The organism is Okeania sp. KiyG1 (assembly GCF_014132355.1).
In the GTDB taxonomy this organism is placed as follows: domain Bacteria; phylum Cyanobacteriota; class Cyanobacteriia; order Cyanobacteriales; family Microcoleaceae; genus Okeania.
In genome coordinates this window covers 76,875-91,549 of sequence record NZ_BLZO01000053.1, presented here as the reverse complement: position 1 = coordinate 91,549, position 14,675 = coordinate 76,875, and the positions used below count along the sequence as shown (strand labels likewise).

The window sequence follows — 14,675 nt, the reverse complement described above, 5'->3', positions numbered from 1 at the left end:
AGTCTGACAAAGATGCATCAAGACTTATTGGTCGTGACAATCAAGAAAAACATACTTGACTTAATTTTTAATATAGGAGTCAGTTTGTTCAAGATGAGATGCACTAGGGCTAAAACTCAAAAGCTAGAGAAAAAATGACGTTATAATATTGTCATGGAATGATGAGGATAGAACTCAAGCTCAGGAAAAGACAGATTAAATTAGAATAATCGCACAGTCACACATAATACCGCAAATATGCAAAGTCAAGAAAAATAAAATAGCTAAACTATTAAGAAATCTCCACTTCTGCGATCGCGAAGGTTCTTAATTTAAAAAAAAACAGTCACAATAACTAGCTGGCAGAAATTACTGTGGTGAAGTTCTCCCTAGTTAAGCTAGCGCTATAACGAGGGCTTACCTCCCTCATCGAAAAGGTTTCCTGCTTCCAAGGTTGAGCATCCTCTTTTCCGACCCAGGCCGCAACAATTAGAAGCACCGCCGTTTTGTACTGTCCAGTTCTGTATTCACCTAGCTAGCTTCAAGATTTTACCGACAAATCGGAAATTACTGGGACTTCACCAGTTGAACCTCATATCTTGAGTTTTCTCGGTTCTGCAATTAGGTGCGTATTACCGCTACTCGATTTGGACATTAACTATAGCACAATTCTTGTTACTTTACTGTAGAGATGAGTTTTTTTGCTAGTTGCACCCTCCTCTGCCGTTAAATCGAAGATGATAACGGGACACCCCTCGCGACATTTAGTTAGGATATTGAGATTTACCATGCAAGAAGTTTACCGACTATGAATTTTAGAGATTTGCTGCTGATTAACTAAAACTATCATATACATACTAAAGCTATACTTACTATTAAATAGCATAAGTTTATAGTTCATAAAAATATAGTCAAATATGACACATCCTTATTTTGCAGGTGTTACCATGACTGGGTGAACTACAACACCCTCTATCCCATAGCTAAAAGCATTTGGGACTACTTTTTCTTTTCCTCTTTGCATGATTATCTCCCTGATTCAATTTCTACTTGGTCATAATACAGAGGCTTGGACGTAGGTTCTGATGTGTCTAGAGGTAGCGTGTCAGTCCAGGAATTTCACCCTATTGAACTCAGATCGTTGATTCTTGAGGCTATTTGGTTTTCTATTATCACAGATATTGTTAGATTATATCAATAGTTGCCCTAATTTCTGGAGACCATATGACTACATATAACTATATATGACTATATTTGTGTTGAATATTTATGATACATTTCAATATATTTAATATCGCCACAGGTTAATATAAACTTATATCCTGAAGTTACTTTTAGTTAAGCAAATTTAAATTAATAGATAAACATAACATTGTTTGTTTAATAGTGCAACCTTTCTTCACATAATCCGATCATTAAAATCTGCCTACATATATCATATAAACTCCCCATACAGAAAAAATACAAGCTAGGACAGTTGACCAGACTGGATGGTCATTATTAATGGTTTGACCATTATCAGTTTTTAAGCGATCGATATCTATCCAAGGAATGACCCCTCTCCTCCACCAACCAGTAACAGTTATAGACTTACCAACAAGACCGCCAGGATTAGGTAGTGCAGGCCAGAAGTTACCAATAGGACCTAATTGAGAAGAATAATGTAACTTTATCAGTCCTTCTGTTGTTTGTAGAATCAAATCTTGTCCCAACAAATTACTTATCCCACTCTTGCCAATAAGTCGGCCTTTGAGCTGAATTTGCTGACTATCTAATGGCAAAGCTTCCGGGTCGGTTAGAAATTCTAGTAAATTAGGATTTTGCCGGATTTTAGCTGGTTTAATATCGGGAAAAAAGTGATTAATCCTAATAAAAATACCAATACTAAAACCTATAGCTAAAGAGCCAACTAAAATCGAAATATCTCCCCATAACCAATCAAGTCTCCAAAGACCAACAGCAGATGAAATTCCACCTATTAACCAAAATAAACCAGCAAAAAATAAACCTATTAACATTCCGAAAAAAGGCGCTCCCTGAAGCAAAAGTTTTTGTAAATCAAAATTTGGTGGAGTTAAGTATTTCTCTTTTTGATTCTGACTTAACTGATTTTTTGCAATGGCATTAGCATTGATATTTTCTAAATTTATTTCAGTTTCTAGCTTCCAGAAATTAGCATATAATTCTAACATTTTTAACCGATCGCCAAGCAAAGGGTGAGTATTATTAATTGTTAACCAATGACGATATGGGTTAGTAATATCCCAGTTTAAAATTGATGCAAAATTACTATGGGAGCAAATACTCCCAACAGTAATAGCTTGATTTATTCCCACTGGCATCAAGAGTTCAAAAATCTCTAATAAATTTCTAATTTTGCCTTGATTTTGTATATCATTAGCCATGCCAATTGTAATTTTAAGAATAGATCGTGTCAGACCATTAGGGTTTCCTGTTAAATTACAAGCTAGGCGATCGCTATAATAAATTCTCCGACGAGATAACCATAAAATCGGCAATTTTAGCAACCGATATAAGCCATAACTAAGAGTGGAAATTATTGCAGCAAAGACTCTAAAACCGGATACTAAAATAGGTAAACAATATTTGAGAAATTCTGGTAAAAAATCGGGTAATCTGTGGTCTACAAAATCTAATAACCAATCAGCCCAAAAGGTTAATTGCCAATAAATAGTGTAGGGAATTTGAAGTATCAAAGTAGCCATAGACATTAACCAAAAGGCTCCTGTTTTAACATGACTAATTTCCCTGGCATAAATAGTGGCAATTTCATCTTCTGTTAAATTATCTAACAATCCCTGACTAACAACTATTCTGAATCTGAAAATACAAGCTAACCATCCATAACTGAATACTATGGGAACATCTATTGGTAAAATCTTTAATTTAATTTTTTGTATTTTTCGTTTTTTACAAAAGTTACTGAGTAGTTGATTGGCTTCTTTACTATAATTAATTAGAGTTGTTGTTGGTAAGTTTTGGAGACCATAACCAAGGGTTAATAATCCATCAATTAACCAGGGAGAGAAAATAAATAATACTGTGAGGAAAATTATAAAATTTCTAGTTGGGTCTCGGTAAAAAATTTGAATCGGTTGGAAATAAGGCAGCCAAACTAGGAAATCATTAGTAATATCTAAAGTCAACTTTAATATGGTCAGACTTAGCCAATATAGACTAGCACCCACAACTATTTTTTCTAGCCAAAAAAGTGTTAAGTTAGGAGATTTAAGTTGACGACCTCCTTTTGCTCTTCCTGCTTCACGCCATATTATTTTTTGTGAGCGTTCTTCTGTATTTATAGCAATATCTGTTGATTTTTTATGGGATTTATTTGTAGGTTTTGAATTGGAGTTATTAATTTCAGTTGATAAAGGTTGTGTTTTATTTTTTTCTGTATCTATATCATTTTTCTCATTTTGATTTGACTGAGGATGTTGTACAAAATCTGAGGGTTGACTAGAATTTTTTACTGAGCTATTTATGTTCGATAAATTAATATTTTTTGAGATGGTTGTTGATTATTTTTTGCCGAGGCATTTTGCTCTGAAGTGGGATTAAATGGAACAAACCCTGTTTGAATATTTTGTTGTTGATGTGGAGGTGGTAATGGTGGAGGTTTAGGAGCAGGAACAGTTAATTTTTTAGGATTTTTTGGCGGATATTGCTTTAATAATTCTTTGAGATGACGATGAGCAAAAGTTTGAATTTCATCATTAGATATTTTTGTTAAATTACGGCATAGGGTAATGGCTTTCTCTATTTGTTTAGTTTGTTCATAAGCTACTATTAAACCCATCTTTGCTTTTAACTTTTGCTTTAGGGGTTCTTGTTGAGAAATTATTTCTAGATGAGCGATCGCCTGTGGATAATTTTTTTGTTTAAGAGCAAGTAAGCCAGCTTTTAAGGATGGTTTTTCTGGCACAGAATCACCTGTAGCAGAGGATTTATTATCTATCATTTTAATTTTTGATATTAATATTTTGGATAACTAATTAGTCACTTGCAAAAAGTAGAACCACTTTACCCGTTTATTCTTTTCATGTCTTTCTTTAATTTGAAATTAGGCTTAAAATTTGCTGGCTCTACTCACTCTTTTTTAGTAAACATTTTCTTTCCGAAGGAAAGCTAAGATAAATGGAATGCTGCCTCTTATACTAAGAGTGAAAAAAGGGCATTGCACAGTGACGAATGATTTTAGATTTTTGATTGAATTGGGTTTGGGATTTGAGAATTACTAGAATGATTAATATTAGATTTTTTTAGTCACAATCTAAACTAATTTTTGGCAATATCATTCCATGATGTGCAACCCCTCAAATTTTTTTCCTTCTTCCTTCTTCTTGATCATTCCATAATGTGCAACCCCGAAAAAAGAATGCTTTTCTTAGGTGAAAAAATTATTAAGTAATTAATATAGTAAGAATGACCTTTTTGATAATTATTAACCACTTAATGTGTTAATTATTTATATTTTCTTTTGTGGGTTTAATACCCCACAATTAACAGGAGTGCTTAAAATTGTTTGGGGTTATAATACACGGGGGTGGCGTGTCGAAGACTATCCATAAGTAATTATACCAACTCCCATGCATTAATGCTATACTTAGGTAGCACTTCAGTTATTAAGTAATAAAAAAAACGAACATTTTTTTTGCTAATTTTAGCCAAGTTAATGTTAATCTAAACCTCATCCTTAAGGGTGGGGTCTTGTGTTTACTTCTCCCTGTACGGACATTGCATACAACGTCCGTACCTACTCCTCTATTCAAAAAAACGTAGAAAAGTTTTTGAGAAATGGTATTAGACCTTCTGCCTTCTGCCTTCTGCCTTCTGCCTTCTGCCTTCTTCAATTATTTAAGTTTGCTGACGAGAAATTATAAATATTCACCCCTTTTTCGTTTTCATTATTCCCAATTTTCCCAGTAATCCACCTAAATAATGCTTCCAGGTATAAGGTTTAAAGACAATACATCTTTTTAAATGGGGAATCCAAACTCTATGTTTATTACCATTTAAGTTAATTAAATAAGCAATATTTTCTATATTCCGGGAATAACCATGAAGAATTTTAACTGGTTCAGCAAAGGCGTTAATAAAACAAAATCTAGCATTCCATTCACTAGGCAAAGGGTAAAGTCTTGAAGAGGAATTGAGTAAAACTTGGGCGAAAGATGTTTGGTCACTTTCTCGCAACTTACTATTAGATAAAAGCTTACCTGTATAGAGGTCCATCCATTCTTTAAATAACCGATCATTTGCTTCATTTTTTTTAAAAAGAATTACCCCTGTATTTAATGGTTTACAAGGAACTTTTTGACCTGATTCTAAAATTGGATAGTAAGTATCAACTGGAGCAGGAACTAGGGCAAGATCAAAATATTCTAAGATGTCAAATCCATTTTCACAGTCACTGGCAAAAAAAGTATCTGTATCAGCAAAGATAGTCTTTTCATACGGCGATAAAAAATATAAATGTTTGACCTTGAATAATAACCCTTCATTTCTACAGGTTACTTGTTCATCTACTCGAATAATTTGGTCGAATAAATCTTTATCTTCAGGGTCTTGATTACAAGCTAGAGAGATTTTTATAGATGGATTAATCTTTTTAAACTTTTAGCAGAGTCGCAAGCTTCATCAACATATTTTTTGCCTGCAGCAACGTAAAAAACGCCAGAATTTGAGTTAGTCATTAGCTTAGAACCTAATTTGATTTGATTAAAAAGTAAATCTGTGAATACTTTTCCCGATCGCCCTCAATAAGCAGTAATTTTTATAGTTTATATCCCACTCGTTTGGGGGATTTACCAAACAATATTACTACTGTCTAAATTGTATAAGTTAATATATTGATTAGGCTAATGAAAAAAGCCGAAAATTAAGAGGTTGCTTCTAAATAAAAGATTAAGTAGAGTGTGTGACAGTACACTTACAATTTCTGGAATAATAGTCCATTTTACTTTCTTCGTACCCTATGGGGTCTAATATTTATTTGACAAACACTCTTTCAAAGAAATTAACTTAAAATAATATTGCTAATTTTTGCAATTACACACTACTTATAGAAATTTTTTTACAGTTCTGCATAGCTATATTTCTGCATTATAGGCTGACAAATTACATTGATTTTCTGTATTTCTTCAGCATTTAGTTTTCCCTGTAAATTGCTAGCTCTAGTTGTATTAATTGGTTTGTCAGTCCGCGTACCTCCTGCCAAAGATTTCCCAGGATTTTTTGATAAAAATTTAGTAAATCATCGCTCCATTCAATTTCCAAAAAATTAGTTATTTTCGCTAATGTTTCTTTTTGATTTTGAATTAGCTCTTCATATTGAAACTCTAAAACATCAAATCCATGACTCTTGAGCAAAATCGGGTATTGATTTTTATATAACCAATAAATCCCAGCTAATTCAACTTTAGATAATTCAGATAAATGCCAATTTTCTAACTCTTTACCAAAAAAAGGTTTGAGTCTTTCTATTTCTGTTATAACACATCGATCGATCCAATCCCCTTGCGAATTAACTAGATTGAGCATCGAAGAAATAGTGCTATGAGGATTTCTAATCGGCCATAATATTTTTGAATTAGGATAAAATCTTTTTAAGAAATCTAGTTTATGAGAATGCTCTAGCATCTTAAAACATAAATAATGACGGGCTATCTTATTAATAGCTAGCCTTTGAGCTGAGGGAAAAGGATATGGGCTAGGAAATTCTGTTTCGTCTACACAAGTAATTTGAGGATGTGCATTAAGAATGGATAGCAATAAGGTTGTACCACTTCTTTGACAACCAAAAATAAAAAATAAGCTCCCAGAAAATATTGGGCTAAAGTATCTTAAAGTAATCATATTTCTGAGATGATACTTAAATGGTGAAATCATATTTAGATTATATTTAACTAAACATTAATATCGTCAAAGGCAAATAATTTCTATGGACTAACCAGACTTTTAAACTATTCTATTCAGGTGGTCATTTCAGTTATCAGTTATCAGTTAGCCTCCTCCGGAGGAGCTACGCTAACAGTACCTCTGTAATAAGGAAGCTTTAAATACGGAATATTCTTTTTTATCCTCTTAAAATAAGAGGATTCAGACCAAAATTTTTCGGTCATGCAAAATGAATTATACCAATTACCATAAACTTTACTATACTTGTGTTTTCTATTTATAAATATTACTTTTTGGAGCAAATACTTGATATTTGGTAACTTTGGTTATTACGGAAAGTTATTTTTGCCAGCTTATAAGTATAGTAAGACTTTTGAGCATTGGTATTACACATACTCTAAAGCTAAAAAAACTGATGCTTTCATTAATGGATAATGGATAATAATTACCTCTGGTTAAAACCGTTACGGAATTAAATATAAGGAAATATCCTAGCACTTTTTTTCCCTTGAAAGGGTCGGCTAATCAAGCTGAATTATTTAATTAATAATTAATAATTAATTATTCGGTAAAAATTACAGAGAATAAAATTAGGTAATTAATTTTGCTTAAGCACTTAAATTGTCTAGGTGTTCAAAGGTAATTCAAAAGTAGAAACCGAGGGACAACTACTTATTCTCAAAATTATTAATTTGAGTCAATATTATGTAAGCATTTCCTGCGGAATGCTCCACAAACAGCCGTCAGCTATCAGCTAGCCTTCTGGGTCAGAAATCCGGACTTCAGCTATGAGTTATTAACTGATTATCACACGGTCAGGAAGAATTAGTATCCAAGGAAAATTAAAACCTATGAATAAATTGGTCGCCTTTAGCTAAACTTAGTAATTTATTACCTTTAAAAGATTTTTCGCAGCATTCCGCAGTCAAAGCTAAATGCTGACAATATTATTATAAACCATTTACATATTATATAATTCTTATAAGCAGCAAATCAATGTCTGGAGTAAGGTAAAAAACAGAAAATTTAAGGAGACTAAAAAAAAACACCTTTTGAAAGACAGATTTACTATGACAACAATTGTGGAGATTAAAAATTCATAATTCAATTAACGCCAAAATCAAAAACAGCTATTCTCCTTATAATTTAAAATTAGAAAAAACTTGTTGAAATTACTTTATGACCCTGAAACTATACAACACCCTGACTCGTCGCCAAGAAAATTTTGAATCCCTAGAACCAGGCAAAGTTAAAATGTACTGCTGTGGTGTTACAGTGTACGACTACTGCCATTTGGGCCATGCTCGTTCGTATATTGCCTGGGACATAATACGTCGATATCTAATGTGGCGGGGCTATCAGGTACGATATGTGCAAAATTTTACTGATATAGATGATAAAATCCTTAATCGGGCCAGAGAAACAGGTACTTCTATGGAGTCGGTGGCCGAACGCTTCACTGAGACTTATTTTGAGGATATGAAGCGGTTGAATGTGCTAGAAGCGGACGAATATCCTCGGGCAACCCAGACAATAGATGGAATTAAACAGTTAATCAACGACCTGGAAAAAAAAGGTTTTGCTTATTCTGCAGGAGGGGATGTCTATTATCAGGTGCGGGAATTTACCGAATATGGGAAATTATCTGGCCGTCGTTTGGAGGAAATGCAAGCTGGTGCAAGTGGCAGAGTTGAAGGAGAAAATTTAGAGACCTCTAAAAAGAAGGACCCATTTGATTTTGCCCTATGGAAAGCAGCAAAACCGGGGGAACCTGCGTGGGATTCTCCCTGGGGAAAAGGAAGACCAGGTTGGCATATTGAATGTTCGGCAATGGTGCGAGAGTGTTTAGGAGAGACTATTGATATTCATGGTGGTGGAGCGGACTTAACTTTTCCTCACCATGAAAATGAAGTTGCTCAGTCGGAAGCAGTAACTGGAAAGTCTTTAGCTAAATATTGGTTACATAATGGCTTTGTCACAATTAATGGGGAAAAAATGTCAAAGTCCCTTGGTAACTTTACCACGATTCGGGATTTATTAGACAAACCTGTAGACCCAATGGCTGTAAGAATGTTTGTTTTGACTGCCCAATATCGAAAGCCTATTGATTTTACCCCTGAAGCGATCGCTTCTGCTGAAAATGGTTGGAATACGATTAAGGAAGGTATATTATTTGCTTATCAATATGGTTCTCAGTTGGGATGGGAAACGCCAGAAAAATTATTATCTGAAAAGACAAATTTATTAACTTCTCAAGTCGAACAATTTCAGAAAGCAATGGATGATGATATTAATACTCCTGGTGCTTTAGCTGTTTTATTTGAATTAGCTAAGGAGTTACGTCGAGAGGGTAATATATTAGTACATGAAGGTCAAACTGAAACATCTTTAGAGGAATTACAAAAACAATGGATAACTCTTGTAAAGTTGTCACAAGTATTGGGTTTAGAATTTCAACCAAATGCAGAAATTAATGGTGAAGTTGGAGGTTTAAATGACGCTGAAATTGAGTCTTTAATTCAGCAACGTTTAGCAGCAAAAAAAGCTAAGAATTATTCTGAAGCAGACCGTATTAGAGATGAACTACAAAGCCAAAGTATTAAACTAATAGACCAACCTGGTGGTGTAACACGCTGGCATCGAAATTAGTTAATTTACAGGGAATAGGGAGTAGGGAGCAGGGAGTAGGGAGTAGTAGGGACTTTGCACGCAACGTCCATACAAAGTAGAGAGTAGGAAAGAACATAGTTTTTCCTGTCCTGAGTATGGGTGTTAAATAAGCTTTCATTATTTGGACTCTGAAATACTGTGCCACATTTACATGAGACTTCTTGCAAAAGTGTTAATTAAATCAATTAAAAATATGAAATCAACAATTTCATCTCTCTATTCCCTATTCCCTATTCCCTATTCCCTACTCCCTACAAATATCAAATTTTCACTCGACAAATTATTAAGATGAAACCCGAACAAAGGATTTCTATTTCCCTATCTAATATAGTGTTAATTATTAGTAGTTTTTTACTACTAATTCTGCTATGGCAAGTGCGAAGTCTCATTGTACTTTTAATGGTTGCAGTAGTTTTAGCTGCATCAATTTCACCATTAGTAAACATCACAGAAAAAATGAAATTACCCCGTTGGTTAGGGGTAGTTATAGTTTATTTAACCCTGATTTCTGGATTGATAAGTGTTGCTTTAACTATTGGTCCACCAGTATTCGATCAAATTGAAAGGCTTTTACGACAATTACCATTATTTTCTGAAAGCATCAGCGATATTTTTGAGGATTTTGTAAGTTCTTTAAATCAAAGTCCTCCTGATTGGATTAATCAAATTTTTGATACTAAATCTGTCGCCAGTTGGGTAATTCGTTCTAGTCAACAATTATTACTACGTTCTTATAGTTTAACTAAAGGTGTATTGGGAGGAGTAGTTAGTTTAATATTAGCTTTATTTATTTCAGGTTATATGTTAGCAGATAGCAAAACCTTGATTAATGGTTTAGTAAAACTTTTTCCTCAACCTTGGGATACAAGACTGGAAAATCAAGTTTTTCCTGTTACTCAAAGAATGGGAGGTTATATTAGGGGACGTATCATAGTTTCTGCTATTTTAGGTATAGCAACTACCACTGGTTTAGGATTTTTAGGATTGCAAGATTTTTCTCTAGGTTTAGGAGCAATAGCTTCTGTTACAAATTTAATCCCTTTTATTGGTCCGATTTTAGGTGCTATCCCGGCTTTAATTGTTGCTATTGCTAAAGGTGGATGGTTATTTTTATGGGTAATAATTTTGTATTATGTTATCCAAAACGTGGAAACTTATGTACTCGATCCTTTACTAGTTGGTTCTTCTGTTGGAGTACATCCTTTATATCAATTACTATCAGTTTTAGTGGGGATTCAATTATTAGGAATTATCGGTGCTTTGATTGTTCCACCTTGGTTCGCTGGTAGTGCTGCTTTGGTAGAAAATTTATATTTAAAACCTAAATTAGAAGCAGAAAATATGCAATCTCTTGTTACGAATAATGGCGATCAAAATTCACCGCCCGTGACTTCTTGATTTTAGTTTTGAAGTGTTATGGCAGAATAAAGAAGGAAGAAGGAAGAAAGAAGAAGGAAGAAGGAAGAAGGAAGAAGGAAGAAGACGTTTAGTTATCTATAGCAATCCTAAATCATTTGTGAGAATTTTATTGCTTCGGTTTTTCTCTTTCTCTGTTCTCTATTCCCTACTCCCTACTCCTTAAAATCTATAATATCTCACAATTAAAATAAAATTCCTGTAGTATAGGGTTTTTATTTGAGATGTAAATTATAGATGGAGTTTTTTTCTTAGAAAAAAAGCAGTTTCTCTATCGCTTTATATTCTTGTGATTTCTACTATTTAATTCTGTTTTCTCTCCTTTATTATTCCTTCCATACCTCCATACCTTTTTCATATCACTTGGTTTCCACGTTCCAGAGAAAAACACTATATTACCGAAAAATAGTGGTCTAAAGTCTCCCCTTTTAAGGGAATAAAAAGCGGTGGATCTTCGGAGCTTCCCGTAGGGTGGGATGGCGTACTTCGGAGCGGGTCTGCAAGAACAGGTCTCCTCGCCATATCCATGAGACCAAGAGAAAAGAGAATTCTGTATTTTCGTAGCCTCCTTATTGCAGAGGTACTGATAACTGATAACTGATAACTGAAATGACTTTGAGGATTTAAAATTAATAAATTGGTAGTACTAAACAATTAATAAATTTTGAACTTTAGCTCCTGAAAATTCAATTCAAGGAATATAGTAATCAATAAACTTACATCTTTAGGGCTACCTATAAAATGATCTATTGCTATACTAGCAGTCATCGTAGAGATTGTGCAGAAGATATCAGAAAATTAGAATATCCTTGAATTGGAGTAAGATTTTCAGACTTTTTACACAGAGTTAAGTAAGATTTACAAATCATTTAGGATTACTATATAATTGAGCGGCTATACTTTGTTTGCCACATAGTCTTAAATATCTTTATGAAAATACTCAAGATTATCAATCCACATATTTTAGGTGTAGCAAGCAATATAATATAAAAAAGTAGTAAATATTGACAAGGATGTGGTCAAGAAAGTATTTTGCTCTCTGAATAATTATGTGATAGTTCTATATTTTTATAACAAAGCAGCTCTTAACTAGGGAAAATCAGGGGGTAATAAATAGTTTTTGGTATCTTCTCCTGCAGAAAAAAATGTCACTCTGTTAAAAGAAATTTCAAGGGAGGTAGAATGCCGATATTATTTCACAAAGAAGGAAAAAATGGTTAAGATTCTCTTAGTTGAAGACAATGAGATGAACCGAGATATGTTGTCTAGGCGTCTCATGCGTAGAGGTTTTGAAGTAATTATTGCTGTTGATGGAATTGAAGGTGTTGAGATGTCTAAATCAAAATCACCAGATTTAATTTTAATGGACATGAGTTTGCCAGTTTTAGATGGGTGGCAAGCAGCAAAAAAAATTAAAGATAACTCAGAAACTAGCCATATTCCTATAATAGCAATGACTGCCCACGCTATGGCAGGAGACCGAGAAAAATGTATTGCTGCTGGATGTAATGATTATGATACAAAACCAGTAGAACTTCCCAGACTATTAGACAAGATCAAACATCTTACAGGTAAAGAACCAAGGAAATGAAGCATGGCCAGGGAAAGATACTGGTTGTAGATGATAATCAAGTCAACCGAGAGCTTTTAGTACGACGACTTAAGCGAGAGGGCCATTCAATCAGTGCTGCGATTAATGGGTTTCAAGCTCTAGAAATAATACAATCCCAACCGTTTGACTTGGTACTACTAGATATTATGATGCCACAAATGAACGGTTATGAAGTCCTGGAAACTCTCAAGTCTGACCCTAAACTACGGCATATCCCAGTAATTATGATTTCAGCAGTGGACGATATTGAGAGTATAGTCCGTTGTATTGAATTGGGAGCAGAAGATTATTTGTCCAAGCCTTTTAATCCTATACTGCTAAAGGCGAGAATTAATGCTTGTTTAGAGAAGAAAACACTTCGGGACCAGGAGCGGGCCTATTTAAAGGAGTTGGCTGAGGAAAAACAAAAGTCAGAAAGGTTGCTATTAAATATTTTACCTGAAGCAATTGCCCAACGCTTAAAACAGGGAGAGGGAACTATCGCCGATAGCTTTAGCGAAGTAACCGTTTTATTTGCAGATTTGGTAGGCTTTACCAAAATATCGGCCAACTTATCTCCCGCCGAATTGGTAGAGTTACTCAATAGAATTTTTTCTGCTTTTGATGAATTGGCGGACAAGTATGGACTAGAGAAAATTAAAACCATTGGTGATGCCTACATGATAGTAGGTGGACTACCAATTCCAAAAGAGGATCATGCAGAGGCGATCGCGGATATGGCCCTTGAAATGTTAACCAAAATCCAGGAAATTTCTATAAAAGAAGGTAAGTCTTTGCAAGTTCGTATTGGTATTAATACGGGAGCAGTGGAAGCAGGAGTTATTGGGACTAAAAAATTTGCCTATGACCTTTGGGGCGATACAGTAAATACAGCCCACCGGATGGAGTCTCACGGTATTCCGGGTATGATTCAAGTAGCCCAGGCCACTTATGATTGTTTAGGGGATAAATACAGATTTGAAGATCGAGGGACAATTGATATTAAAGGTAAGGGTAATATGAGGACTTATCTACTTCTGGGTAGAAAAGATTAGAATTTAGAATTTAGAATTTAGAATTTAGAATTTAGAATTTAGAAGGAAAGGCAAGTACATCATTATATTTATAGTCAAACTGTGTTTTTAGTTAAACCAACATTTCTAGGTAAAGTCTTTTCAGCAGGGAATTTATTAGAAGTTAAAAGTTAAAAGTTAGAAGTCAAAAGTTAGAATTCAAAAGTCAAAAGTCAAAAGTGAGAAGGAAGAGCCTATATATCATTCCATCCAACAGTACGCGGTGTGTCAGATGCAAAATTGACAATTATTCTAGAAATAGTAAGCGTACTGTCACAGACTCTACTTAATTTTTTGTTGACAAACAGTCTTTAAGAAATACTATCAAAAATTGAATTGAGCAGTTTACTAATTACTAAGAACTAATTAATATAAAATATAATTATCAACTGAAAAAAACTAGAAAAATGTTATCAACTACAGAAATACTGATTGGTGCTAAATGGTTTGGTATTGCTACTATTGGATTTTTTATTCTGACAATTATTGGCTTTATTTCTAAATGGGGATTTAGATTTAGATTAGTCGGAGTAACTGGTTTTATGGGGGTGCTAACTGCGGGTTTATTTGGTTTAAGTTTAGGATTATTTACTCGTGTAGAAATTCCGGGTGCTGTTCCATATTCATTGGTTTATGATAATGGGGGAACTCAAACGGTAATAGCTGTTTCTCCTAACATTACAGAATCAGAATTAACAGCAACAATAAAGCAAGCTGCTGGAGATTTATTTTCTCCTGGTCGTCTGGGTAGTGGAAGTAAATTAACTATTAGAATTAGAACAATTATTCATCCAGAAGCAGGAGTTTCAGAGCCGCTTTATTTAGGGGAAGTAAAACGTTCTCTTTCTCAACGGGAAGATGAAAATCTAGATATTAAAATATTTCCAGAAATTTTGGCAAAGTTGGAAAGTTATCAGATTCAAAATGTGGAAAGCTAAATTTAATAAAAGGTAGGAAAGTAGGGGAGTAGGGGCGAATGGCATTCGCCCTTACTGCAGTAGGGGAGCGGGGAAGTAGGGGAGAAG

At 34.1% G+C, this 14,675-nt stretch carries 10 protein-coding genes; 6 read left to right on the top strand and 4 right to left on the bottom strand.

All coding sequences use genetic code 11. The annotated features are described in order from the left end of the window. Positions 1-1,394: 1,394 nt before the first annotated feature. The 4 genes from SAGCYANO_RS09805 to SAGCYANO_RS09790 all read right to left on the bottom strand — a co-directional run bounded on the left by SAGCYANO_RS09805 (position 1,395) and on the right by SAGCYANO_RS09790 (position 6,858). The gene (locus tag SAGCYANO_RS09805; protein WP_202219902.1) at positions 1,395-3,188 is read right to left on the bottom strand and encodes a M48 family metalloprotease; all 1,794 of its coding nucleotides are present in this window, start codon (positions 3,186-3,188) and stop codon (positions 1,395-1,397) included. A 293-nt stretch (positions 3,189-3,481) separates the two neighbouring features. Beyond that, on the bottom strand, positions 3,482-3,961 hold the full coding sequence (locus SAGCYANO_RS09800; RefSeq protein WP_202219901.1) for a tetratricopeptide repeat protein: 480 nt from the start codon (positions 3,959-3,961) through the stop codon (positions 3,482-3,484). 926 nt (positions 3,962-4,887) lie between these two features. Continuing rightward, entirely contained in the window at positions 4,888-5,235 is a 348-nt protein-coding gene (locus SAGCYANO_RS09795; protein ID WP_202219900.1) for a hypothetical protein, read from the bottom strand. A 915-nt stretch (positions 5,236-6,150) separates the two neighbouring features. Next, positions 6,151-6,858, bottom strand: coding sequence for a sulfotransferase (locus SAGCYANO_RS09790; RefSeq protein ID WP_237396022.1), 708 nt, complete (start codon positions 6,856-6,858; stop codon positions 6,151-6,153). 1,221 nt (positions 6,859-8,079) lie between these two features. Here SAGCYANO_RS09790 and cysS point away from each other — a divergent pair. The 6 genes from cysS (at position 8,080) to SAGCYANO_RS09760 (ending at position 14,588) form a co-directional block, all read left to right on the top strand. Continuing rightward, a complete protein-coding gene (gene cysS / locus SAGCYANO_RS09785; protein WP_202219898.1) occupies positions 8,080-9,549 on the top strand; it encodes a cysteine--tRNA ligase in 1,470 nt (489 codons plus the stop codon). A 309-nt stretch (positions 9,550-9,858) separates the two neighbouring features. Continuing rightward, positions 9,859-10,968, top strand: a complete 1,110-nt coding sequence (locus SAGCYANO_RS09780) for an AI-2E family transporter (RefSeq protein ID WP_202219897.1) — start codon at positions 9,859-9,861, stop codon at positions 10,966-10,968. 13 nt (positions 10,969-10,981) lie between these two features. Next, positions 10,982-11,152: a hypothetical protein gene (locus SAGCYANO_RS09775; RefSeq protein ID WP_202219896.1), complete on the top strand. Its 171-nt coding sequence runs from the start codon at positions 10,982-10,984 to the stop codon at positions 11,150-11,152. A gap of 1,047 nt (positions 11,153-12,199) precedes the next feature. Next, positions 12,200-12,577: a response regulator gene (locus SAGCYANO_RS09770; RefSeq protein ID WP_202219933.1), complete on the top strand. Its 378-nt coding sequence runs from the start codon at positions 12,200-12,202 to the stop codon at positions 12,575-12,577. Continuing rightward, the gene (locus SAGCYANO_RS09765; protein WP_202219895.1) at positions 12,574-13,632 is read left to right on the top strand and encodes an adenylate/guanylate cyclase domain-containing protein; all 1,059 of its coding nucleotides are present in this window, start codon (positions 12,574-12,576) and stop codon (positions 13,630-13,632) included. Before SAGCYANO_RS09770 ends, SAGCYANO_RS09765 begins: the two co-directional genes overlap by 4 nt. Positions 13,633-14,057: 425 nt before the next feature. Then, the gene (locus SAGCYANO_RS09760; protein WP_202219894.1) at positions 14,058-14,588 is read left to right on the top strand and encodes a Ycf51 family protein; all 531 of its coding nucleotides are present in this window, start codon (positions 14,058-14,060) and stop codon (positions 14,586-14,588) included. Positions 14,589-14,675: the final 87 nt, after the last annotated feature.

What these genes read in the sequence shown, in the direction of transcription:
- SAGCYANO_RS09800 (WP_202219901.1), bottom strand. Translation starts at nt 3,961, where the DNA reads ATGATAGATAATAAATCCTCTGCTACAGGTGATTCTGTGCCAGAAAAA.
- SAGCYANO_RS09795 (WP_202219900.1), bottom strand. Translation starts at nt 5,235, where the DNA reads ATGGACCTCTATACAGGTAAGCTTTTATCTAATAGTAAGTTGCGAGAA.
- SAGCYANO_RS09790 (WP_237396022.1), bottom strand. Translation starts at nt 6,858, where the DNA reads ATGATTACTTTAAGATACTTTAGCCCAATATTTTCTGGGAGCTTATTT.
- cysS (WP_202219898.1), top strand. Translation starts at nt 8,080, where the DNA reads ATGACCCTGAAACTATACAACACCCTGACTCGTCGCCAAGAAAATTTT.
- SAGCYANO_RS09780 (WP_202219897.1), top strand. Translation starts at nt 9,859, where the DNA reads ATGAAACCCGAACAAAGGATTTCTATTTCCCTATCTAATATAGTGTTA.
- SAGCYANO_RS09770 (WP_202219933.1), top strand. Translation starts at nt 12,200, where the DNA reads ATGGTTAAGATTCTCTTAGTTGAAGACAATGAGATGAACCGAGATATG.
- SAGCYANO_RS09765 (WP_202219895.1), top strand. Translation starts at nt 12,574, where the DNA reads ATGAAGCATGGCCAGGGAAAGATACTGGTTGTAGATGATAATCAAGTC.
- SAGCYANO_RS09760 (WP_202219894.1), top strand. Translation starts at nt 14,058, where the DNA reads ATGTTATCAACTACAGAAATACTGATTGGTGCTAAATGGTTTGGTATT.